Here is a 21,870-nt window from a genome sequence, read left to right on the forward strand (position 1 = left end):
AGTTGATTTTAAACTGAGAGAATAGGGGGCGAAAGTGCTTCCTCGACCCGCCTTGTCGTACCGCGGCCTTGACCCCGCCTGTTTCCCAATCCAAGTGAGGCCGTGCGCGTGCCGCCTTTTTCCCCGCCCAATGGAGTACCCGTATGGACCTCGTGATTGTCGAATCGCCCGCTAAGGCGAAGACGATCAATAAGTATCTCGGCCCCGATTATCGGGTGCTCGCCTCCTATGGGCATGTGCGAGATTTGCCTTCCAAAGACGGCTCGGTGCGTCCCGACGAGGACTTCGCCATGTCGTGGGAAGTCGCCGACAAGGCCAAGAAACGTTTGAGCGACATCGCCGAGGCGGCCAAGTCGGCCGACCGCATTCTGCTCGCCACTGACCCCGATCGCGAAGGCGAGGCCATATCCTGGCACGTGCTGGAAGTGCTGCGCTCCCGCAAAGGCTTGAAGGACAAGCCTGTGGCCCGCGTCGTCTTTAACGCCATCACAAAGCGTGCGGTAGAAGAGGCAATGGCGCATCCGCGCATGATCGACGACGCGCTGGTGGAAGCCTATCTCGCCCGGCGTGCGCTCGATTATCTCGTCGGCTTCTCGCTGTCGCCGGTTCTCTGGCGCAAGCTGCCGGGCGCGCGTTCGGCCGGACGCGTCCAATCGGTGGCTCTGCGTCTCGTCTGCGAGCGCGAATCGGAGATCGAACGGTTTCGGCCGCAGGAATATTGGTCGCTCGCGGCCAACCTCGCGACGCCGACCAAGGATACCTTCGTCGCCCGCCTGGTCGCCGCAGACGGCAAGAAGCTCACCAAGCTCTCGATTGGTGACGAAGCGCAGGCGACAGGTCTGAAGACGCTTCTTGAAGGAGCGGACTTTTCTGTTGCGAGCATCGAATCGAAGCCGCATTCGCGCAATCCGCAGCCACCCTTCACGACCTCCACACTGCAGCAGGAAGCGCAGCGCAAGCTCGGCTTCGACGCGAGCCGGACGATGCAGGTCGCCCAGCGCCTTTATGAGGGCGTGGATATTGGCGGCGAGACGATCGGCCTCATCACTTATATGCGAACCGACGGCGTCGACATGGCGCCGGAAGCGGTCGCGGCTGTGCGCGATTTGATCAACGGCGATTTCGGCAAGCGCTATCTCCCCGATCAACCGCGCCGCTACTTCGTCAAGGCAAAGAATGCGCAGGAGGCGCACGAGGCGATCCGGCCGACAGATCCGGCGCGCTTGCCCGCCCATGTCGAACGTCAGCTCGATCGCGATCAGGCGAAGCTCTACGAGCTCATCTGGAAGCGCACCGTCGCAAGCCAAATGAGTTCCGCCGAAATGGAGCGCACGACGATCGAAGTCGATGCGAAAAACGGCGAGCATCGCCTCGGCCTTCGAGCGACGGGTACGGTCGTACGTTTTGACGGCTTTCTGACCCTCTACCAGGAAGGTCGCGACGATCCCGACGAGGAAGAGGACGGGCGTCTGCCGGCCGTCACCGCAGGCGATGGTCTGGATGCAAAATCCATCAGCTCCGATCAGCACTTTACGGAACCGCCACCGCGTTACACGGAAGCCTCTCTCATCAAGAAGATGGAAGAGCTCGGCATCGGCCGTCCGTCCACCTACGCGCAGACGATGACCGTTCTGCGCGACCGTGGCTACGTGCGGATGGATAAGCGGCGCCTCATGCCTGAGGACAAGGGTCGGCTCGTGACAGCCTTCCTGGAGAGCTTCTTCCGCCGCTATGTGGAGTACGACTTCACCGCCGACCTTGAAGAAAAACTCGATAAGGTCTCAGCCGGCGAATTGTCGTGGCAGGCCGTGCTGCGTGATTTCTGGCAGGACTTTCAGGGCAATCTTGAAGACATCAAGGACCTCCGCGTTTCGCAGGTTCTCGAAGCACTCAACGAGATGCTGGGCGACTTCGTCTTCCCTGCCCGCGAAGACGGCAGCGATCCGCGCAGCTGCCCCAGCTGCGGTGATGGCAAGCTGTCGTTGAAACTCGGCCGTTTCGGCGCCTTCATCGGCTGCTCCAACTATCCCGAGTGCAGATACACACGACAGATCACCGAGCCTGATGCGGAGGGTGAGGTCGCGCAACAGGCGATGACCGCGGAAGGCATGCAGCTCGGCGAGGATCCGGAGAGCGGAGAATCGGTGATTTTGCGCTCCGGCCGATTCGGCCCCTATGTTCAGCTCGGTCCCGATCCCGCGAAAGGCGAAGAAAAGCCGAAGCGCTCGAGCCTGCCGCGTGGCTGGCAGGCCGACGAGATGACGCTTGAAAAAGCCCTTCAACTGCTCTCGCTGCCCCGCGAGATCGGCAGCCATCCGGAAACCGGCAAGCCGATCACGGCGGGTCTCGGGCGCTACGGCCCGTTCGTCTCGCATGATGGCAAATACGCCAATCTGGAGAGCATCGAAGACGTTTTCACTGTGGGCGCGAACCGAGCCATCTCTCTCCTCGCCGAGAAGAAAGGGCGCGGACGTTCCGGGGCGAAAGAGCTGAAGGCACTTGGCGAACATCCCGATGGCGGCGCTGTCGCTGTGATGGAGGGGCGCTACGGCCCCTACGTCAATCACGGCAAGATCAACGCGACGTTGCCCAAGGACAAGGATCCGCAAACGATCACGCTGGAAGAAGCGCTCGAGCTGATCGAGGCTAAGGCAGCGAAAGGCGGCAAGACGAAGAAGGCCACCGCTCGCAAGACACCAGCCAAGAAAAGCCCCGCGAAAAAGCCGGCTGCATCCAAAACCAAAAGCGCCACGGCGAAAGCCAAGGCAGAAGGCTGAGCTTGCCGAAAAAACCCAAGAGCACACGTCCGCGCCTGCCGAGCGAGCAGGATATCCTGAACTTTGTCCAAGACGCCGAGGGCAAAGTCGGCAAGCGGGAGATTGCGCGTGCTTTTGGGATCACTGGCCCCGACCGTGTGGCGCTCAAGCGCACCCTCAAGGAGATGGCGGACGAAGGTCTGATCGCCTCACCTCGGAAGGCGATAAGGGCCTCCGGCACCCTTCCCTCCGTCACCGTGTTGCGCGTGATCGACGTCGACGACGATGGCGATCTGGTCGGAACGCCGGAGCAATGGGATGAGGCGGAAGGCAAACCTCCGCGGGTGAGATTGCCTTTGCCGCCGGCCGGCAAGCGACGCGGCAAGCCCACGGCAGGCATCGGCGACCGGGTTCTGACCCGCATCGAGCGAAGCGGACATGATGGCCCTTATCGCGGCCGCATCATGAAGCTTCTGGAGCGTGTGCCCGATCGGATCGTCGGCATCTTCAAGGCCGATGCCGGCGAACAGGGCGGTGGACGCATCGTGCCCACGAACCGGCGCGCGAAGGAATATATCGTGCCGCCGAGCGAAGCTGGCGGCGCAGTGGATGGCGAGCTTGTCGCCGTCGAGCCGCTTTCCAAAAAGCGTCTCGGCCTGCCCTCCGCGCGCGTGTCGGAACGCATCGGAGATGTCTCCTCGGAGAAGGCAATCAGCCTGATCGCGCTTGAGGAAAACAACATCCCCTATGTCTTTCCTCAGCGCGTGGTCGACGAGGCGGAAGCCGCGAAGCCGGCGAACATGGCTCACCGGGACGACTGGCGCGATCTCCCTCTCATCACCATCGATCCGGCCGATGCACGCGATCACGACGATGCGGTGCATGCGAGGCCCGATCCCGACAACGAAGGTGGCCATATCGTCACCGTGGCGATCGCCGACGTCGCCTATTACGTGCGCCCCGGTTCGGCCATGGACAAGGAGGCCGTGAAACGCGGCAATTCCGTCTATTTTCCGGGACGAGTCGTGCCGATGCTGCCCGAGCGCATCTCCAACGATCTGTGCTCGCTGCGAGAGGGAGAAGACCGGCCTGCGCTCGCCGTGCGCATGGTCTTCGACAAGAACGGCCGCAAGACCTCGCACCGCTTCAGCCGCATCATGATGCGCTCGGCCGCAGCCCTCTCCTACGAAGAGAGCCAGGCGGCGATCGACGGACGTCCCAACGAGCGGACGCAGCCGCTTTTGGACACCGTCCTGAGGCCGTTGTGGGATGCCTACGGGGTGCTGAAAGCGGGACGAGATTCGCGCGAGCCGCTCGAACTCGACGTGCCTGAACGCAAGGTCCAGCTGGACGAAAGCGGTGCCATTCAGCGGGTCTATGTGCCGCCGCGCCTGGACGCGCACAAACTCATCGAAGAATTCATGATCCAGGCGAATGTGGCAGCCGCCGAGGAGCTCGAAGGCAGGCACTCGCCGCTCGTCTATCGCATCCACGACGAGCCCTCCTTCGACAAGCTCGAAGGGCTGCGCGATTTCCTCGGCTCACTCGACATGTCTTTGCCGAAGAAAGGCAGTCTGCGCCCCGCCGAGTTCAATACGATCTTGAAGAAAGTTGCCGACACCGCCCATTCGATTCTCGTCAACGAGGTCGTGCTGCGCTCGCAGAGCCAGGCACAATATTCGACCCAGAACATCGGTCATTTTGGCCTCAACCTGCGCCGCTACGCACATTTCACCTCGCCGATCCGTCGTTATGCCGACCTCCTGGTGCATCGGGCACTGATCTCGGCTCTCGGTGCCGGCGAAGGCGGTCTCGGCAATATGGACGAGCCAACGATGGAGAAGATCGCGGCGGAGATTTCACTCGCCGAGCGCCGCGCAATGACGGCGGAGAGGGACACCCTCGACCGTCTGGTGGCCTCCTGGCTCTCGGAGCGGGTGGGCGCACGCTTCTTCGGCCGCATTCGCGGCGTGACCCGAGCCGGTCTCTTCGTCGAACTGGAAGAAAGCGGCGCGGACGGGTTTGTGCCGATCTCCACTCTCGGCAGCGAGTTCTTCATCTATGACGAAGCCCTGCACCGGCTTTACGGTGCCGATAGCGGCACCACCTATCAGCTCGGCGACCGTGTGGAAGTGCGACTTGCCGAGGCAACGCCCTATGCCGGCGATCTCAGGCTCGAGATGCTGAGTGAGGGCACGCGCGGCAAGCCCGGCGCGAGGCCCTCGGGGCGTAACAATGCCGGACGCAAACGCCCTGGCACCACGAGGCCACGGGGACCCAAAAGTCCCAAACGGGGAGCCCCTTCCCGAAAACGCAAATAGCGGAAAGGACGTGTATGAAGCGACCACGCCCAGTGATCGGCTCCATTCTCCGGGGCCTTGCCGGCCGATGTCCGCAATGCGGAAAAGGTTCTCTTTTCCGCGGCTTCCTGCGGGTGCCTGACAGCTGCGCGGTCTGCGGCGAAGAGCTGCATCATCATCGCGCCGACGATGCTCCACCGTATTTCATCATTCTCATCGTGGGGCATGTGATCGTGGCAATGGCGTTGGCCGTGGAACTGATGTTTCAACCTCCGATCTGGGTCCACATGGCCTTGTGGGTGCCTCTCGCAACGCTTCTTTCCCTTGCCCTTATGCGGCCGGTCAAAGGCGGTGTTATCGGCCTGCAATGGGCGCTTCGGATGCATGGCTTCGATCCCGACAACGCCGATGCAGCCGATAAAAACGTGGACACTGCCTGGCAATGAGCGCGTCGCAAGAGCCTGAAGCGTCGCGGCATTTGCCGGCTTCCGAGAAGTCGCCTCGATTGCGCCCGAAACCCGCTGCCACCTTGATCATTCTCAGCGGCGAAAGAGGCAAATGGCGTGTCCTCATGGGCAAGCGCTCCGAGCACCACGCCTTCATGCCCGGCAAATACGTCTTTCCAGGAGGGCGGGTCGAACGAAGCGATTATTCCGCGGCGATGGCGAGCGATCTCGACCCGGTCGTCGCCGCGAAGCTGAAAGCCGGGCGGGCCGCATGTGCAACACACCGCCAGGCGCGTGCGCTCGCGCTTGCTGCAATCCGTGAGACGTTTGAGGAAACCGGATATCTCGTCGGCGAAAAAGCCGAACCGGCAGCCGTTGCAACAAGACCATCCAATCCGGCATGGCGGGCCTTTACGCGTGCCGGTGCGCTGCCCGCACTTTCTCCAATGCGGCTGATCGCGCGCGCCATCACGCCGCCCGGCCGGACACGGCGCTTCGATGCGCGGTTCTTCGCGGTGTTCGAAGAATCTGTCGTGGGCAGGCAGGAGAGCCTCGACAAAGAGCTTTTGGAGCCGCGCTGGCTGACATTCGAAGAGGCCTACGAAACCGGTCTCGCGAATATCACACGGCGCGTCTTGACGGATCTTTCAGCACGTCTGGAAGAGGATCCCGAGCTGCAGCCCGGAGCTGGCGTTCCCTTTCATTTTATGCATTACGGTCGCAGACAGAGCGAGATTCTGTAGGAGTTTGAGGTGAGCTTAAGCACCGCGCTCGGTGGACGCCTCGCTGCACTGGGGCTGACCAGGGGCGCGATCGCTGCAATTTCCACCATGATCGCCGTCGGCACAGCGATCAGCCTTTTATCTCCTCTCCTTGCCTTGACGTTGTCCGGCCGTGGCGTGTCGGAGCGCACGATCGGCTTTCTGGTGGCGACCCTTGCCCTCTCCGCTCTGTTTGCGACTCCCTATGCACCGCGGATCGCACACCGCTTCGGAACCGCAAGAACCATTTCGTATCTGTTGCCGGCTGCGGCATGCCTCATCCCCTTCGCCTGGTACGTAACGGCGCTGCCCATCCTGTTTGTGCTGTTGTTCGTCTACGGCATGTGCGTGTCGATCTGTTTTGCGCTGTCGGAATTTTGGATCAACGCCGTGACACCGCATCATCGACGCGGCATCGTCATGGGTATCTACGCCACCTGCCTGTCCATCGGATTCGCGTTCGGGCCGGTTCTGATCTCGATCACCGGGCTCTCCAGCCCCCTTCCCTTCTTTCTGGGCTCGGGCTTATTCGTGATTGCCGCCATCCCGACATGGCTGGCGCGCGACGTGTCTCCCGATTTCTCGGAGAAGCCCTCAGGTTCTTTCTTCTCATTCATCTTCGCCGTGCCAATCGCAACTTTCGGCGTGCTCGTGTTTGCTATGGCCGAATCGTCCGGCTTTGCCTTCCTTCCGCTCTGGGGCCAGCATCTTGGATATGCTCCGGCCATTTTTCCGCTGCTCGCCTCGGCGATGACTCTCGGCAATGTCGTCTTCCAGATCCCGCTCGGTATCATCGCCGACAAGATCGACAAGCGCTTGATTCTGCTCGTCTGCGGCCTCGTCGGTTGCCTCGGCATGGTGATCGCGAGTGCGGCGACGACAGACTGGCTGACGCTTGCCGCCGTCCTGTTTCTTTGGGGCGGCGCATCGGCGGGCCTTTACACGGTCGGATTGGCACATCTTGCGGCGCGTTTCTCAGGCGGCGACCTCGCCTCTGCAAATTCCGCGTTCGTCTTTTGCTATGCTCTCGGGATGCTCATCGGTCCCGTCATGGTGGGCGATGCCATGAATCGCATGCCCACTGCCGGGTTCCCGATCTCGATCGGGGCTGCCTTTGGCGCCTATTGCATCATCGCCGCAGCGCGCCTGGTACGTTCGCGCACCGAGACGCCTTGACTTCCGGAGCCAGAGGGGTCATGTCACGCTCAAATTCCCGCCATTGAGCAAGGACTGAAGCGATGGCCAAGGCCGCGACCATTAAGATTCGTCTGGTGAGCGAGGAAGGTACAGGCACCTTCTACGTCACCAAGAAGAATGCGCGCACGATGACCGAGAAGATGACGAAGCGGAAATATGATCCGAAGCTGAAGAAGCACGTCCTCTTCAAGGAAGCGAAGATCAAGTAGCTTTGCGGCATCAGCGGATTCAAGAAAGGCGCCCTGCGGGGCGCCTTTCTTTTTGTGCGTTTGGCGTGCTGCTTACGGAAAAATGTGGCCGGCCGGTCGCGACAATCGAGGAGGCCACGTGTCGCGGCCGGACCGGCCGACCCCACGGCGCCCAGGAGATGCGGCGGACCTGAGCAAGTCCATGGGGTATCTCGTAAAACTCTAAACCCGATCGGTGGGCTCAATGTGCAATTGAGCGCAAGGGACCGCGCGAATCCAGCCTGCGGTAAACAATTGGTAAATTCTAACGTGCGCAATTGTGCCAAAATAGAACAGCATTGCGCGAATCTCCGAAAAGACTAGCCTTCTTAAGCACATAGCGCGAACCGGAAAGTTGGGGACAACGTGCACAACACTCCGGCACGCGAGATCATCAGACAAGATGGGATTGCCGGCTGAACGACACCAAGCGGCACGTTGCTCAGGCGGCCTGAGCCACCCGGTTACGGCCTGCGGCCTTCGCCTCGTAGAGAGCCTTGTCGGCGCGCTTGATGAGTTTGCCCGGCGTATCCTCGGGCCCCTCCAAACGAGACAAGCCGATACTTACCGTCACGGGAAGCTTTTGCCCCTCGCGAGTGGTGAACGGCTCCGCCTCGACGTCACCGCGCAGGCGCTCGGCAATCTGCACCGCGTGCTCGATGCCGGTCTCCGGCATGACGACGAGGAACTCTTCCCCGCCGAATCGGACGATGAGATCGATGCCACGCACCCCCTTGCGCAGGCGGGTGGAAAACTCCCTCAAGACGTCGTCTCCGGCATCATGGCCGTAACGGTCGTTGATGCTTTTAAAGAAGTCGATATCGAAGAGAAGGATGGAGACCGGCTTGCCGTGCTCAACCGAACGGCTCAGCAGCGAAACGAGATGGCTGTCGAGATAACGGCGGTTGTGCAAACCGGTCAGAGGATCGGTAATGGCAAGTTCGACGGCGTTGGTGACCATCGACCGCAGCCGGTCCGAATAACGTTTGCGCCGCAGCTGCGTCGTCACACGCGCCCGCAGCTCTGCTTCGTCGAGCGGGCGGACGATGTAATCGTTTATCCCGAACTCGAGCGCGCGACGCAGCTTGGCGCTTTCGTCTGGATCGGTCACGATGAGGATTGGAACGTAACGCAGATGGTCGATCGATTTGATCTGCGAGCATAAGCGCAGACCGTCCTGCCCCGACAGAGAGAGACTTACGATGAGAAGATCGTAGATCGAGGTCTCGACCGCTGCGAGGGCCTCCGGGGCTGTGGTGACGAAATCGGCGTCGACGTCGCGACCAAGCGCCTTGCGCAGATGGCGTGTGGAGCTCTCCCGGTCATCGACGACCAGGATCCGCGAGCCTTTGAGCTGGGGGCTGGTGAAAATGGCCCGCGTATCGACGCCGACCGACTGCATGGCGGCGGCGCGCAGATTGAGCTCGTCCGTGACACTCTTCAGCCGCACGAGACTGCGCACGCGTGTGAGCAGCTCGATTTCACTGACTGGCTTGGTCAGGAAATCGTCGGCTCCACAGCGAAGCCCTTTGACCTTGTCTTCCGCAGAATCCAGGGCCGTCACCATGATGATCGGAATATCGGCCGTTTCCGCCTGATTCTTGAGGGCTTTGCAGACATCGAAACCGCTCAGTCCCGGCATCATCACATCGAGGAGGATGAGGTCGAGACGCTCGCGCGAGGCGATCTCGAGAGCGGCTTCGCCGGAGAGCGCGGTCCGGACGTCGAAATAGTCCAACTGAAGCCGCGCCTCGAGCAACCTCACATTCGCAGCAACATCATCGACGACCAGGATACGCGCTGTCACGTTTCAGCCCTCATGCGTCGCCGATATAATTGCGAACGTTCTCAATGAAGGAGGCGACAGAGATCGGCTTCGACAAATAGCCTTCGCACCCACCCTGCCGTATGCGCTCCTCGTCGCCCTTCATGGCGAAAGCTGTTACGGCGATGACGGGAATGTGCTTCAGCTCATCGTCTTGCTTGATGAGGCGCGTGACCTCCAACCCCGAAATCTCAGGAAGCTGGATGTCCATAATGATGAGATCGGGCCGTTCGGTCTTCAGTGTCTCCAGCGCTTCGTATCCGTTGCGCATGGGGAGCGTCCCGTAGCCCTTGGCCCTCAAAAGATCGTTGAAGAGCTTCATATTGAGCTCATTGTCTTCAACGATCATGACTGTCTTCGGCATGAATACGCCTCTTTGGACGATGGGTCGAAGCGGTTGAGGATCCGCCCAAACCACGCATAATTTGACATAAGCCTTTTAAGGAAAGGCAAACACAACATGACCAGAGCCCACCGCATATCCAGAGATCGCGCCGAGGAAATCGCCGTGATGGCCCTCGCCCATATCGCCTCCCGGCCGGACTTGCTCGGTCGTTATCTCGACCTGACAGGGCTGCGACCCGACGGCCTCCGGAAAGCCGCGACCGAGCCGGGCTTCCTCGCCGGCACTTTGGCCTTTCTGCTGGCGCATGAGCCGGACCTTTTCGACTTCGCCGAAGCCGCAGAGTTGCATCCAGAGGAAATCGCCGAAGCGGCGCGCCAGCTGGGGGCGAACGAGGTGCATCAGGAGGGATGAGCGGGACTGTGCAAGGGGCTTTCTCAAAGACGCTCTGCCGCGACTGCCTCGCCCGCTACGCCAGTTCGGTATCGCGCTGCCGGGCCTGTGGGAGCCCCCGGGTCGTGCAGCATGGCGAGCTCTTTGAGCTCGCCATCGCGCATATCGACTGCGATGCCTTCTATGCGGCGATCGAGAAACGCGACGATCCGAGCCTCGCCGATCGCGCCGTCATCATCGGCGGAGGCAAACGGGGCGTGGTCGCGACCTGCTGCTATATCGCCAGGATCAAAGGCGTGCGCTCGGCAATGCCGATGTTCAAGGCTCGCCAGCTTTGCCCCGAAGCCGTCGTTATCCGTCCAGACATGGCAAAATACGCCGCTGTCGGCCGCGACGTTCGGGCCATGATGCTGGAATTGACGCCGGCCGTCGAACCGCTCTCGATCGACGAGGCCTTCCTCGACCTCTCCGGGACCGAAAGGCTGCATCATGCCCCGCCGGCGGCGGTTCTCGCCGCCTTTGCGCAGCGGGTGGAAAAAGAGATCGGCATCAGTGTCTCCGTCGGCCTCAGCCACAACAAGTTTCTCGCCAAAATCGCTTCTGATCTCGACAAGCCACGCGGTTTTTCCGTTCTCGGCAGGACCGAAACGATGGCCTTCCTCGCTCGCCAAAAGGTGTCTGTCATTTGGGGCGTGGGTGCTGCGATGCAGCGCCGCCTGGAGAAAGACGGCATCGCCACGATCGGCCAGATTCAAGGCATGGAGGAAAGCACTCTCGCGCGCCGCTATGGCGCCATGGGATTGCGGCTCGCCCAGCTTTCGCAGGGGCAGGACGCGCGGCCCGTGAAATCTGAGCGGGAGGCCAAAAGCATTTCAGCCGAAACCACATTCGAAAGCGACCTCGCTCTCGAAAGCGAATTGATGCCCGTCTTGCGGCGTCTCTCCGAAAAGGTCTCATCTCGTCTCAAGGAAAAGACGCTTGCCGGCCAGACCATCGTGCTCAAGCTCAAGACATCGGACTTTCGCACTCTGACCCGCAGCCGCGCCCTCAGCGATCCGACGTCTCTCGCCGATAAGATTTTTCGCAACGGGCGCGAACTCCTCCTGAAAGAACTCGGGGGGTCTTCCTACCGCCTGCTCGGCATCGGCGTCAGCGAACTTCAGGATGCCGCGCGGGCCGATCCGCTTGATCTTCTCGATCCGGAAGCCGACCGCCGCGCTCAGGTGGAACATGCAATCGACAGGATCCGCGCGAAATTTGGCGCGCATGGCGTCGATTTCGGCCTCACCTTCGAGGCGGGAAAGCCCAAGAAGCGAGAAGACGACACGCGCGTCTAATCGCGTTCTTTCTGAGCGCTGTATTACTGGCTCTTGCAGGGTTTGCTGGCGAGCTGTTCGATCCGCTGCAGCTCTCCAGTGAGAACATAGTCGCCATAATCCATCACCAGATTGCGGGTGACACCGTTCTCGTAGAGCGTGAAGCTCATCTGATAAGCTGGCATTTCCTCACCGCTTTCAGCCTTCACTTCGTCGCCGTCCTTGAAGTAGGCAACAGATACCGGCCAGTGCCGGCACCTGACGAGCGGGCTGTCGGGCAAGCCAGATTGAGCCCTGTCAGCGGTCAGTTTGTCCGGCAGTCCGATGACGGCCGTGGCCGTGTCCGCCGTCTCACCAGAGCCTGAGCCTTCATAGATCACGCTCGACAAAAAGCGTTGATCGGTTCGGGCGGCCGCGAGCAGCGCGTTGAGATGCTGGCCCGGGAAAAGCGGGGCGGCGCCGAGCTCGAACGTCTTGTCCTTGGGTGTCGTCAGGTCGACGACCACCTTACCGTTCTCTCGGTGCGCCACGCCCTCGACCTGCTCAACCACCTGATCATTAAGATAGGTGTCTGAGGAAAAGCGGAAGAGCCCGCCCTGGCCGTCTTCGAAAGTCGACACACGGAAGTCGAGGAGGCGATCTCCTGCTTCTCCACCGATCAAATTCACGACGAGACGCTGTGTCATCGTATAGCCTTCGCAGGCGTTGCCGGAGACCTCGAAGACCATACGCCCGCGGGCATCGGTGATGCCGGAGGCATCCGTCGACTTCGCGAGCGTGATATCGTAGACGGCGCGATGCGGCACCGGTGCGGTCACCGGCTCCGGCGCCGGGAGAGGCGTTGCGGCGGTGAGAAAACCCGCGGCGAGCATCGCGACGGCAAGATGAACAGGGCGGATCGTCTGCATGGGCGGCTTCAAAACCAGGAGTGCGGCGAAAGCGAGACGGCTTTCGTTTCTGCCTTCAGAATGAACGCGACTGGCAGAAAATCAACCGATTAGACAGCAGCGCGAAATGCACAGGAGATACGGGATGAGCGTCACGGACAAGCTGGCATCGCTGGGCCTCACACTGCCGCAGGCCGCGGCACCGGCCGCCAACTACAAGACTTATCGCCGTCATGGCGATCTCCTATTCATTTCCGGTCAGCTGCCCATCGACGCGGGTCGCCTTGCCGTGACGGGCAAGCTCGGCGGCGCGCTGGCCGTGGCGGACGGACAAAAGGCAGCGCGCCTTTGTGCCATCAATATCCTGGCGCAAATCAGCGCCGCCCTTGATGGCGATTGGGACAGGCTCGGCACTCTCGTGAAGATCACAGGCTTCGTCGCCTGCGACCCTTCGTTTACTGAGCAGCACCTCGTCATCAATGGCGCCTCCGATTTCCTCGTCGAGATCCTGGGCGAGCGCGGGACGCATTCTCGTTCGGCTGTCGGCGTGCCGTCGCTGCCGCTCAACGCGGCGGTCGAGATCGAAGCCATCGTGGCGATCGGCTGAAGCCATGTCGCGTTTCGGCCCCCTCTCGTTCATTGCCTCGCATCCCCTCGCCCATCGCGGTCTGCACGATGTTTCGAAAGGACGGCCGGAAAACTCGCTCGCAGCTTTTGAGGCCGCGATCGCCCATGGCTACGGAATCGAATGTGATGCGCATCCCTCTGCCGATGGCGTGGCAATGGTCTTTCATGACGACGAGCTGGCGCGCCTGACGGGAGCCGAAGGCGCTTTTCGCGACCGCAACGCCAAGGATCTTGTGCCCCTTCGGCTTTCGGGCACCCAAGAGACCATCCCGAGGCTCTCCGACCTTCTTACGCTCGTGGCGGGTCGCGTCCCTATCGTTCTTGAACTGAAAAGCATTCCGTCGCGGGATGCGGGATTTGCGGAGGTGATCGGCGAAGCGATTGCCGATTATGACGGCCCGCTCGCCGTTATGTCGTTCGATCCCTTTTTGCTCCACGACATGCAGCGGGTGACACGCGCGCGCCCGCTCGGCCTGACGCTCGAAGGCAACGTCACCGCCTGCCATTGTCATATCGCGGCGATCCAACGACTGGAGCTCGATTTCGCCTCGTGCCGGGTCGCCGATCTTTCTCATTTTGCCCCGCTCTTCCGGCATGCGGCGCCGAACAAACCGCTCATCTGCTGGACCGTACGGAATCAAAGGCAGCGCGAGACCGCCGAAAGGTGGAGCGACCAGATCACGTTCGAGGGTTTTCTGGCCTGACACGCTTCTTGCGATTCTTGCCTCCCCGGCATTGCGGCAGCCTTCTTTCGCATTACCATTGCCCGCATGGAGAACGGCTCCTCTTCCATTAATCTGCGTGTGATCTCCGGCTTGAACGAGATCGAGCGCTCGGCGTGGGATCGCTGCGCCAATCCGCCCGGCACCGACTTCAACCCGTTCCTATCCTGGGACTTTCTGGAGGCGCTGGAGCGAGCCGGCTGCGCAACGGCTCGCACCGGATGGGCGCCCCGCCACCTCATTGCGGGTGATGAGAGCAGCGAGCCCTGGGGCGTTGTCCCCTGCTATCTGAAAAGCCATTCCCAAGGCGAATACGTCTTCGACTACGGCTGGGCGGATGCTTTCGAGCGGGCGGGCGGCCGCTATTATCCAAAGATCCAGGTCTCCGTCCCCTTCACCCCTGCCACCGGCCGCCGCCTTCTCGTGGCACCCGGGCCTGAAGCCGAGGCGCAGCGCCAAATCCTTGCCGCCGGTATTGCCGAAGTCACACGGCTGCACGATGCCTCCTCGGCCCATGTCACCTTTCTGCCGGAGGCGGAGGCGTCAGAACTTGAAGATGTCGGCTTCCTCGTCCGCACCGACCAGCAGTTTCACTGGACGAACAACGGCTATGAAACGTTCGACGATTTTCTGGGCGACCTCTCCTCGCGCAAGCGGAAGGGCATCCGCAAGGAGCGTCGAGAGGCCCTGGAAGATGGGATCGAAGTGGAATGTGTCACGGGCTCAGACCTCACCGAGGCGCATTGGGACGCCTTCTTCGAGTTTTATATGGACACTGGCGCCCGCAAATGGGGTCGCCCCTATCTCAATCGCAGGTTCTTCTCGCTGATCGGCGAACGCATGGCCGATCAGATCGTCTTGATCCTCGCCCACCGAGCCGGTCGCTACGTCGCAGGCGCGCTCAACTTCGTCGGCAGCGACACACTCTACGGTCGTTATTGGGGCTGCATCGAGGAGCATCCCTGCCTGCATTTCGAGCTCTGCTACTATCAGGCAATCGACTACGCCCTGGCGCACGGGCTCACGCGCGTGGAGGCGGGCGCTCAGGGTCCCCACAAGCTCGCTCGCGGCTATGTCCCGGTCACCACCTATTCGGCCCATCTTATCGCCGAACCGCGATTTCGCCGCGCCGTGGCAGATTACCTTGCAAGCGAGCGGCGACACGTGGAATTGGAAAATCGCATCCTCGCCGAGCACACGCCGTTCCGAAAGGGAGAGGCTTGAGGCGAGCCCAGCGGCATATTCAAGGAGCGCGCAATGAGCCAGTCCTACGACAACGACAACGTCTTCGCCAAAATTCTGCGTGGCGAGATCCCGGCGATCAAGCTCTTCGAGGACGACCACACCCTCGCCATCATGGACATCATGCCCCGTGGCGACGGTCACTGCCTGATCATTCCGAAAGCGCCGTCACGCAACATTCTCGATATCGACCTGGAGGACCTTCAGCATGTCGTGGCCACCGTGCAACGGCTCGGCCGCGCTGTGGTCAAGGCCTTTGAAGCCGATGGGCTGACGATCAGCCAGTTCTCCGAGCCGGCAGGCGGCCAGGTGATTTTTCACACGCATTTCCACGTGCTGCCGCGATTTGAGGGCGTCGAGCTCAAACCGCACAGCGGCGATATGGCCGACCAGGCTGTGCTCCAGGAACAGGCAGTGAAGATCAAAGCCGCACTCGGTGGAGCTTGATCACGACGCACTGAAAGCCCAGGCGGCGCCAAGCAGCGCCGCCTCTGCGGCGAGCACTCCGACAAGAACGCTCTTCCGACCAAGCCAGAAAGCCACATAGCCGAAGATCCCCGCGCCAAGGCGGATCAGGAGCGGCACTTCGGACAGAGCCCCGCTCGGCGAGACGATCAGATTGCCGATGACGCCAGCGACGAGGGCCGTCGCAACGGCCCGGACCCATAAGAGAAGATCCGATTCCTCTTTGAGGCGCGCGCCGACAAGGACACCAAGCCAACGCCACACATCGGTGGCGAATGTGCCGGCCACGAGAATGAAGAGATAGGGCCCAAGATCGCTTTGCGTCATGTGCCGGCCTTCTTGGAACGCAGCAGAAGCTTGTGTCCTGCAAAAGCCAGCGTGCCGCCGATCACTCCTGCCCAAAGAAGGTCGAAGCCGAGCCCGGACGCCCGCAAAAGCGGCCCGAGAACGAGGCCGAACACAAGAGCGAGACGCTCCGCGGCTTGGCGCGCCGAGGCCGTCAGAGCGGTCAAAAAATAGATGGGCGTGAGGAAGAAAAGGCCCGCAGCCAACAAAGGCGGCAAAGAAGCCGCACTCACATAGCTGATTGCCGTGATGCAAACATTCACCGTGATGAGCGTCGCACCGAAGCCCGCAAAATAGGCCGCGCGCTTATCCGGCGGCGTATCGCGCAGACGCATCACGCTCCACACCCAGGCCGTCACCGCAACGCAGTGAGACATGAGGATGAGCTGCCATTTGCGGGTCTTCGGGCCACGCACAAGCGGCACCCACGCCGCCGTCATCGGCATCAATCGGATGGCAGAGAGCGCGACGGCAACGCCGGCAACGATGACAGGTGATCCTGCCGCGATCGCGCCCACGAGCACGAGCTGACTGGGCAAAGCCCAGACGAAGCCCGTCATGAAAACGGCCTCACCGAGCGTGATGCCCGATTCCCGGCACAAAACGCCAAAACCGACAAAGGACGCCATGAGAATGAAGGCCGGCACCGAGACGATGCCGCCTACACCGCGCAGGAACCAGCGCAGTCCTGTATCTTCGTCGCGCATTGTCTCCTGCATTCTTCGGGAGATGGCGGGAGGTTCGCGAACGTCCCGAGACGGAAGATCGCCGGACGCTGCATGGAAAAGCCGGCACGCCAGAAGGCGGACCGGCCCGCGTTGGAGAGGAAGACGATGGGCCTGAAGCCCATCGCCCTTTTTGAGGGTATTACTCCACTTTCAATGGCACGCTCGGCACCGAGCCTCCGCCCTTCTTCGGCGGCTTCTTGCTTTCAGCCTTGGCACGGCGAGAGCTCTTGCTCTTGAGGGCGGGCTTCGGCTTCGGTCGGGCATTTTCGTCCGGGATCGATTCGAGCTTCAGACCCGTCGTCCCGTCTTCCTTCTCCTCGACCGTCACCTTGACGATGCCGCCCTTCTGCAAGCGCCCAAAAAGCACTTCCTCGGCCAGCGGCTTCTTGATCACCTCCTGGATGAGGCGACCAAGCGGGCGAGCGCCCATACGTTCGTCGTAGCCGTTCTCCGCAAGCCAAGTCGTGGCCGCCTCGTCGAGCTCGAACGTAACGCCGCGATCACCGAGCTGAGCCTCGAGCTGCAGAATGAACTTCTGCACGATCATGTTGACGACAGCCGGCGGCAACGACCCGAAAGCGATCGTCGCGTCGAGACGGTTGCGGAATTCCGGCGTGAACAGGCGATTGATCGCCTCTTCGTCGTCACCGGTGCGCTTGCTCGATGAGAACCCGATTGCCGGCTTGGCCATATCGGCGGCACCTGCATTCGTCGTCATGATCAGAATGACGTTGCGGAAATCGACCTGCTTGCCGTTGTGATCAGTCAGCCTGCCGTGATCCATCACCTGCAGAAGGATATTGAAGATATCCGGATGTGCTTTCTCGATCTCGTCGAGCAGGAGCACGCAATGCGGGTGCTGATCGATGCCATCCGTCAGGATGCCACCTTGATCGAAGCCGACATAGCCCGGAGGCGCACCGATCAGACGCGAGACGGTGTGCCGCTCCATGTATTCCGACATATCGAAACGGAGGAGATGCACACCGAGCAGGTCCGCAAGCTGACGTGCGACTTCCGTCTTGCCGACGCCGGTAGGGCCAGAGAAAAGATAGTTGCCAATCGGCTTTTCCGGTTCACGCAGACCCGCTCGAGCGAGCTTGATCGCCGAAGAGAGGGCGTCGATCGCCCGCTCCTGCCCGAACACGACGCGCTTCAGGTTGGTTTCCAGATGCTGGAGCACTTCTGCGTCGTCCTTCGAGACGGACTTCGGCGGAATTCGCGCCATCGTCGCAATCGTCGATTCGATCTCCTTCACGCCGATCAGTTTTTTTCGCCGGCTTTCCGGCATCAGCTTCTGCGAAGCGCCGCTCTCGTCGATGACATCGATCGCTTTGTCGGGGAGTTTACGGTCGTTGATATAGCGAGCCGAGAGTTCCACCGCCGTGCGGATGGCATCATTGGTGTAGCGAACCTCGTGATGCTCCTCGAAATAAGGCTTCAGACCTTTGAGGATGTCGACGGTATCGGGGATCGAAGGCTCGTTCACGTCGATCTTCTGGAAGCGCCGGACGAGCGCCCGGTCCTTCTCGAAGAACTGACGATATTCCTTGTAGGTGGTGGAGCCGATGCATCGGATGGAACCGGAAGCCAGAGCCGGTTTCAAGAGGTTGGAGGCATCCATCGCACCGCCCGAAGTCGCACCCGCACCGATCACGGTGTGGATCTCGTCGATGAACATCACCGCGCCCGGAAATGCCTCGATCTCCTTGATGACCTGCTTCAGACGCTCCTCGAAGTCACCGCGATACCGCGTGCCGGCGAGAAGAGCCCCCATGTCGAGGGCAAAGATCGTGGCGTCCTTGAGAACGTCCGGCACATTGCCTTCCACGATGCGCTTGGCCAGTCCCTCGGCGATGGCCGTCTTACCGACGCCCGGATCGCCCACATAGAGCGGATTGTTCTTCGAGCGCCGGCACAGAACCTGAATGGTGCGACGCACCTCGCCCTCACGGCCGATCAGGGGATCGATCTTCCCGCGGATCGCCTTGTCATTGAGGTTGACGCACCAGGCGTCGAGCGCATTGCCGGCGGAAGCCTCGCCTTCCTCATCCGGCACGGCCTTACCCGGCGTCTCCGGAGCCCCCTTGGAAGGCCGCGGCTCCGACAGTCCGGGACGTTTTGCGATGCCATGCGAGATATAATTCACCGCGTCGTAGCGGGTCATGTCCTGCTCTTGCAGGAAATAGGCCGCATGGCTCTCCCGCTCTGCGAAGATCGCAACGAGGACGTTGGCGCCCGTCACCTCTTCACGGCCGGAGGATTGAACGTGGATGACGGCACGCTGGATGACGCGTTGGAAGCCGGCTGTCGGCTTCGAATCGTCCTCCGTCTGGCTCACAAGGTTGGCAAGCTCGGTATCGACGTATTCCGTCAGATCAGCTTTCAACCGGTCCAGATCGACGCCGCACGCACGCATGACGGCGGCAGCGTCTTTGTCATCTACGAGCGCCAGGAGCAGATGCTCCAGCGTTGCGTATTCCTGACTACGTTCGTTTGCCGAAGCGAGCGCTCTGTGCAGCGCCAGCTCCAGTGAGCGGGAAAATGATGGCACGTCTTAGCCCTTCCGATCGACTCCGTTCGCTACTTCTTTTCCATTACGCATTGCAGAGGATGCTGGTGCTGGCGTGCAAAGTCCATCACCTGAGTCACTTTTGTCTCTGCGACCTCGTAAGTGAACACGCCGCACTCGCCGACACCGTTGTTGTGTACGTGAAGCATGATCTGCGTCGCCGCTTCCTGGTTTTTCTGAAAGAAACGCATCAGAACGTGCACGACGAACTCCATCGGCGTGTAATCGTCGTTGAGGAGAAGGACGCGGTAGAGGTTCGGACGCTGGGTCTTCGGCTTCGTCTTTGTGACGACAACCGTCCCGGTGCCATTTTTGTTGCCGGAATCGTCGCGGTCGTCTTTGGCCATGAAACGCCTCGGTCTCCCCTGATCATACCCTCCTGCCAGCCTTATTTAGGTAGGCACGACGAGAATGTTAGAGCCGTAATGGGGCGGTGGGTAGGGGTGGGGATGCAGGAAATGAAAAACGCCCGGTCGGCTGGTACATGTCACCTGCGACACGCCTCCGCATAAACCGGGCCACAAAAAAGCCCGGCGCTGGGCCGGGCTTCGAGAGACTGGAAAGTCAGGCGGAACGTTCAGGCGCGCTTTGCAGCGAAGTCCTCGAACGGCTTGATCATGTCGCGAGCGAGGTCGACGTAAAGCTCACCAAGGCGCGTCGCCTGAGCAACTGCGCCCTCGTAGCTCGAGCGCGCATATTGCGTCTGGGCTTCGATCGCTTTGTCGAGCGAATTGACGCCCATCAAGCTCTCCACGTGAGCCGCCGTATCCTCGAACGACTTCTTGGAATAATCCGCCGTTTCCGAGGCGATGGCCTGCATCCGCTTCGACACCAAGCCGAAGCTCTGCATCGCTTTGTCCATGCCGAGCGTGCTCATTTTCTGCAAATCTTCGAATGCGTTCATCATCACAAACCCCCAAGTAAGTGGCGCTGCACAGGCCATTCGTTAGGCCCCGCTAATGCGTGTCCGTATATATATGTGCGTTGCACAAAATCTGCAAGCGGTATGTTGCATCGCAACATGGAAAAGACTTACCCCCGGTTGCCAATCGCACGCAATTCAGTGCAATCAAAAAGGCGTTTGTTTACCGTCCGGTAAGGACGCTCCTCCTAGCTTGGGGCAAGCATATGCACGGAGGATCAAGGGGTAACGGCGTCATAGGCTACCGTGCGGCTGACGTCAGTGGGGTCAAAATTGAGACAGGGTCGTCTAAATCCGGTCGAAGGAATCTTGCGCTCGGGCACATGGGTGACCATTGCCGTGGCGGTTTTCCTTGTTGCGTTTGCGGGCAGCGCCTCGGCCAATGAGAAATACGCTGGTCTCGTAATGGACGCGAAGACGGGACGTATCCTCTATGAGGATCGCGCCGATGAACTTCGTTATCCTGCATCCCTGACGAAGATGATGACCCTCTATCTCCTCTTCCAGGAGCTGGACAGCGGTCGCCTCAGCCTCAACAGCCAGCTGAAGGTCTCCAAGGAGGCCGCGAGCCGTCCTCCTTCCAAGCTCGGCCTGCGTCCGGGCCAGACGATCCGTGTCGAAGATGCCATCAAGGCTCTCTGCGTGAAATCGGCAAACGACGTCGCGGTGGTCGTGGCTGAGAATATTTCAGGCTCAGAAGCGGCTTTTGCCCGCAAGATGACAGCCAAAGCCCACAGCCTCGGGATGATCTCCACCACATTCCGCACGGCAAACGGCCTGCCCAACTCCGAGCAGATGACCACCGCGCACGACATGGCCCGCCTCGGCCTCGCTCTCCACGACCGTTTCCCCCGCTACTTCAAATATTTCGGCACCCGCACCTTCACCTGGAAGGGCCGCACATACCGCAACACCAATCATCTTCTCGGCAAGGTGAATGGCATGAACGGTATCAAGACGGGTTACACCCGCGCCTCGGGTTTCAATCTTGTCACGTCGGTTGAGCGCGACGGTCGCCATATCATCGCCGTGGTGATGGGCGGCCGCAGCGGCGCCTCCCGCAACTCCCATATGGTCGATCTCATCCATCGCTATCTCGACGATGCGAAGCCCGGCCTCAGGACTGCGCCGATGGTCGTGGCAAATGTTCCAGAGCCGTCGCGGCTTCCGCATGCCCGTCCGGCGATGGCGCCGACGATGGCCTTTGCTTCGGCCGCTCCAGGCATCAGCTCCGGAGATTCTGCGCAGGCCGCTATCCTGGCCGTTTCCGCGCCGGCGAACCGGCCGACCGCGCCACGGCAGCTTGCGAAGGGATACGATCCGATCGCAGCTCGCATTCAGGAGGCGACGGAGGTCGCGCGCCTCGCCTATGCGACCGACTCGGCTGGCGAAGATCCGATTGCCGCCCTCACGCGGATGGCAGATCGCCGCGCCGCCGCTCTCGGCGAACCTGCCTTGCACACGGGTGAAGGCGCCGCAGACGAGGAACCGCTCGTTTCTGTGCGGACCAACAGGGGCTATTCGGAGCCACGTCTTGCGCCCGGCGGTTGGCACATCCAGATCGGTGCCACGCCGAGCGAAGAAGGCGCCCGCAGCCTTCTGGACAAGGCCAAGCGCAACGGCGGAACGGTGCTTGCCTCTGCAACTCCCTTCACGCAGCCGGTCGAAAAGAGCGGTGAGACCCTCTACCGCGCCCGCTTTGCTGGGTTCGCCGGAAAGAGCGAAGCACGTGCTGCATGCGCAAGCTTGAAGCGCAAATCCTTCTCCTGCCTCGCCCTACCGAACTGATCCCGTCC

Annotated in this window: 21 protein-coding genes; 13 read left to right on the forward strand and 8 right to left on the reverse strand. The window is 61.2% G+C overall.

Annotated features, from left to right (window positions below):
- Positions 1–143: 143 nt before the first annotated feature.
- From topA to rpmG, 6 genes are all read left to right on the forward strand, one after another.
- On the forward strand, positions 144–2,777 hold the full coding sequence (gene topA / locus J2R99_RS15610) for a type I DNA topoisomerase (RefSeq protein WP_307155316.1): 2,634 nt from the start codon (positions 144–146) through the stop codon (positions 2,775–2,777).
- Positions 2,732–5,077 carry a ribonuclease R gene (gene rnr / locus J2R99_RS15615; protein WP_370872426.1) on the forward strand — a complete coding sequence of 782 codons (2,346 nt, stop codon included), beginning with the start codon at positions 2,732–2,734 and terminating at the stop codon, positions 5,075–5,077. Before topA ends, rnr begins: the two co-directional genes overlap by 46 nt.
- Positions 5,078–5,091: 14 nt before the next feature.
- The gene (locus J2R99_RS15620) at positions 5,092–5,502 is read left to right on the forward strand and encodes a DUF983 domain-containing protein (protein WP_307155317.1); all 411 of its coding nucleotides are present in this window, start codon (positions 5,092–5,094) and stop codon (positions 5,500–5,502) included.
- A gap of 59 nt (positions 5,503–5,561) precedes the next feature.
- A complete protein-coding gene (locus J2R99_RS15625; RefSeq protein ID WP_307155318.1) occupies positions 5,562–6,245 on the forward strand; it encodes an NUDIX hydrolase in 684 nt (227 codons plus the stop codon).
- Positions 6,246–6,254: 9 nt separating this feature from the next.
- A complete protein-coding gene (locus J2R99_RS15630; protein ID WP_307155319.1) occupies positions 6,255–7,439 on the forward strand; it encodes an MFS transporter in 1,185 nt (394 codons plus the stop codon).
- 62 nt (positions 7,440–7,501) lie between these two features.
- Positions 7,502–7,669 carry a 50S ribosomal protein L33 gene (gene rpmG / locus J2R99_RS15635; protein WP_128294001.1) on the forward strand — a complete coding sequence of 56 codons (168 nt, stop codon included), beginning with the start codon at positions 7,502–7,504 and terminating at the stop codon, positions 7,667–7,669.
- A gap of 460 nt (positions 7,670–8,129) precedes the next feature.
- Here rpmG and J2R99_RS15640 read toward each other — a convergent pair whose 3' ends face one another.
- Complete coding sequence (locus tag J2R99_RS15640; RefSeq protein WP_307155320.1) at positions 8,130–9,494, reverse strand: PleD family two-component system response regulator; 1,365 nt, start codon at positions 9,492–9,494, stop codon at positions 8,130–8,132.
- Positions 9,495–9,504: 10 nt separating this feature from the next.
- Positions 9,505–9,876, reverse strand: a complete 372-nt coding sequence (locus J2R99_RS15645; RefSeq protein ID WP_092812467.1) for a response regulator — start codon at positions 9,874–9,876, stop codon at positions 9,505–9,507.
- Between the two features lie 96 nt (positions 9,877–9,972).
- Here J2R99_RS15645 and J2R99_RS15650 point away from each other — a divergent pair, with 96 nt between their 5' ends.
- On the forward strand, positions 9,973–10,269 hold the full coding sequence (locus tag J2R99_RS15650) for a DUF3572 domain-containing protein (protein WP_307155321.1): 297 nt from the start codon (positions 9,973–9,975) through the stop codon (positions 10,267–10,269).
- The gene (locus tag J2R99_RS15655) at positions 10,266–11,585 is read left to right on the forward strand and encodes a DNA polymerase IV (protein ID WP_307155322.1); all 1,320 of its coding nucleotides are present in this window, start codon (positions 10,266–10,268) and stop codon (positions 11,583–11,585) included. Before J2R99_RS15650 ends, J2R99_RS15655 begins: the two co-directional genes overlap by 4 nt.
- A gap of 23 nt (positions 11,586–11,608) precedes the next feature.
- Here J2R99_RS15655 and J2R99_RS15660 read toward each other — a convergent pair whose 3' ends face one another.
- Positions 11,609–12,472, reverse strand: coding sequence for a cell envelope integrity EipB family protein (locus tag J2R99_RS15660; protein ID WP_307155323.1), 864 nt, complete (start codon positions 12,470–12,472; stop codon positions 11,609–11,611).
- Between the two features lie 124 nt (positions 12,473–12,596).
- On the opposite strand from J2R99_RS15660, the gene J2R99_RS15665 reads away from it, so the two are divergent.
- The 4 genes from J2R99_RS15665 (at position 12,597) to J2R99_RS15680 (ending at position 15,489) form a co-directional block, all read left to right on the forward strand.
- Positions 12,597–13,058, forward strand: coding sequence for a RidA family protein (locus tag J2R99_RS15665; protein WP_307155324.1), 462 nt, complete (start codon positions 12,597–12,599; stop codon positions 13,056–13,058).
- Positions 13,059–13,062: 4 nt separating this feature from the next.
- The gene (locus J2R99_RS15670; RefSeq protein ID WP_307155325.1) at positions 13,063–13,782 is read left to right on the forward strand and encodes a glycerophosphodiester phosphodiesterase family protein; all 720 of its coding nucleotides are present in this window, start codon (positions 13,063–13,065) and stop codon (positions 13,780–13,782) included.
- Between the two features lie 66 nt (positions 13,783–13,848).
- Positions 13,849–15,024: a GNAT family N-acetyltransferase gene (locus tag J2R99_RS15675; protein ID WP_307155326.1), complete on the forward strand. Its 1,176-nt coding sequence runs from the start codon at positions 13,849–13,851 to the stop codon at positions 15,022–15,024.
- 33 nt (positions 15,025–15,057) lie between these two features.
- Positions 15,058–15,489: an HIT family protein gene (locus tag J2R99_RS15680; protein WP_307155327.1), complete on the forward strand. Its 432-nt coding sequence runs from the start codon at positions 15,058–15,060 to the stop codon at positions 15,487–15,489.
- Here the strand turns inward: J2R99_RS15680 and J2R99_RS15685 are convergent, their stop codons facing one another.
- From J2R99_RS15685 to J2R99_RS15705, 5 genes are all read right to left on the reverse strand, one after another.
- Positions 15,490–15,834 (reverse strand): AzlD domain-containing protein, encoded by a 345-nt coding sequence (locus J2R99_RS15685; RefSeq protein WP_307155328.1) that lies wholly within the window; start codon positions 15,832–15,834, stop codon positions 15,490–15,492.
- Complete coding sequence (locus tag J2R99_RS15690) at positions 15,831–16,559, reverse strand: AzlC family ABC transporter permease (RefSeq protein ID WP_307155329.1); 729 nt, start codon at positions 16,557–16,559, stop codon at positions 15,831–15,833. Before J2R99_RS15690 ends, J2R99_RS15685 begins: the two co-directional genes overlap by 4 nt.
- A gap of 160 nt (positions 16,560–16,719) precedes the next feature.
- Complete coding sequence (gene clpA, locus J2R99_RS15695) at positions 16,720–19,134, reverse strand: ATP-dependent Clp protease ATP-binding subunit ClpA (RefSeq protein WP_307155330.1); 2,415 nt, start codon at positions 19,132–19,134, stop codon at positions 16,720–16,722.
- 29 nt (positions 19,135–19,163) lie between these two features.
- Positions 19,164–19,499 (reverse strand): ATP-dependent Clp protease adapter ClpS, encoded by a 336-nt coding sequence (clpS, locus tag J2R99_RS15700; protein ID WP_092812489.1) that lies wholly within the window; start codon positions 19,497–19,499, stop codon positions 19,164–19,166.
- Between the two features lie 230 nt (positions 19,500–19,729).
- Positions 19,730–20,059, reverse strand: coding sequence for a phasin family protein (locus J2R99_RS15705; RefSeq protein ID WP_307155331.1), 330 nt, complete (start codon positions 20,057–20,059; stop codon positions 19,730–19,732).
- A 354-nt stretch (positions 20,060–20,413) separates the two neighbouring features.
- Here J2R99_RS15705 and J2R99_RS15710 point away from each other — a divergent pair, with 354 nt between their 5' ends.
- Positions 20,414–21,862, forward strand: coding sequence for an SPOR domain-containing protein (locus J2R99_RS15710; protein WP_307155332.1), 1,449 nt, complete (start codon positions 20,414–20,416; stop codon positions 21,860–21,862).
- The last annotated feature ends 8 nt before the right edge of the window (positions 21,863–21,870 follow it).

Origin of the sequence: Rhodopseudomonas julia, assembly GCF_030813515.1 — a bacterium.
GTDB lineage: Bacteria > Pseudomonadota > Alphaproteobacteria > Rhizobiales > Afifellaceae > Afifella > Afifella julia.

What these genes read in the sequence shown, in the direction of transcription:
- J2R99_RS15690 (WP_307155329.1), bottom strand. Translation starts at nt 16,559, where the DNA reads ATGCGCGACGAAGATACAGGACTGCGCTGGTTCCTGCGCGGTGTAGGC.
- topA (WP_307155316.1), top strand. Translation starts at nt 144, where the DNA reads ATGGACCTCGTGATTGTCGAATCGCCCGCTAAGGCGAAGACGATCAAT.
- J2R99_RS15685 (WP_307155328.1), bottom strand. Translation starts at nt 15,834, where the DNA reads ATGACGCAAAGCGATCTTGGGCCCTATCTCTTCATTCTCGTGGCCGGC.
- J2R99_RS15650 (WP_307155321.1), top strand. Translation starts at nt 9,973, where the DNA reads ATGACCAGAGCCCACCGCATATCCAGAGATCGCGCCGAGGAAATCGCC.
- J2R99_RS15665 (WP_307155324.1), top strand. Translation starts at nt 12,597, where the DNA reads ATGAGCGTCACGGACAAGCTGGCATCGCTGGGCCTCACACTGCCGCAG.
- rpmG (WP_128294001.1), top strand. Translation starts at nt 7,502, where the DNA reads ATGGCCAAGGCCGCGACCATTAAGATTCGTCTGGTGAGCGAGGAAGGT.
- J2R99_RS15660 (WP_307155323.1), bottom strand. Translation starts at nt 12,472, where the DNA reads ATGCAGACGATCCGCCCTGTTCATCTTGCCGTCGCGATGCTCGCCGCG.
- J2R99_RS15675 (WP_307155326.1), top strand. Translation starts at nt 13,849, where the DNA reads ATGGAGAACGGCTCCTCTTCCATTAATCTGCGTGTGATCTCCGGCTTG.
- J2R99_RS15670 (WP_307155325.1), top strand. Translation starts at nt 13,063, where the DNA reads ATGTCGCGTTTCGGCCCCCTCTCGTTCATTGCCTCGCATCCCCTCGCC.
- J2R99_RS15645 (WP_092812467.1), bottom strand. Translation starts at nt 9,876, where the DNA reads ATGCCGAAGACAGTCATGATCGTTGAAGACAATGAGCTCAATATGAAG.
- J2R99_RS15655 (WP_307155322.1), top strand. Translation starts at nt 10,266, where the DNA reads ATGAGCGGGACTGTGCAAGGGGCTTTCTCAAAGACGCTCTGCCGCGAC.
- J2R99_RS15620 (WP_307155317.1), top strand. Translation starts at nt 5,092, where the DNA reads ATGAAGCGACCACGCCCAGTGATCGGCTCCATTCTCCGGGGCCTTGCC.
- J2R99_RS15680 (WP_307155327.1), top strand. Translation starts at nt 15,058, where the DNA reads ATGAGCCAGTCCTACGACAACGACAACGTCTTCGCCAAAATTCTGCGT.
- J2R99_RS15705 (WP_307155331.1), bottom strand. Translation starts at nt 20,059, where the DNA reads ATGATGAACGCATTCGAAGATTTGCAGAAAATGAGCACGCTCGGCATG.
- clpS (WP_092812489.1), bottom strand. Translation starts at nt 19,499, where the DNA reads ATGGCCAAAGACGACCGCGACGATTCCGGCAACAAAAATGGCACCGGG.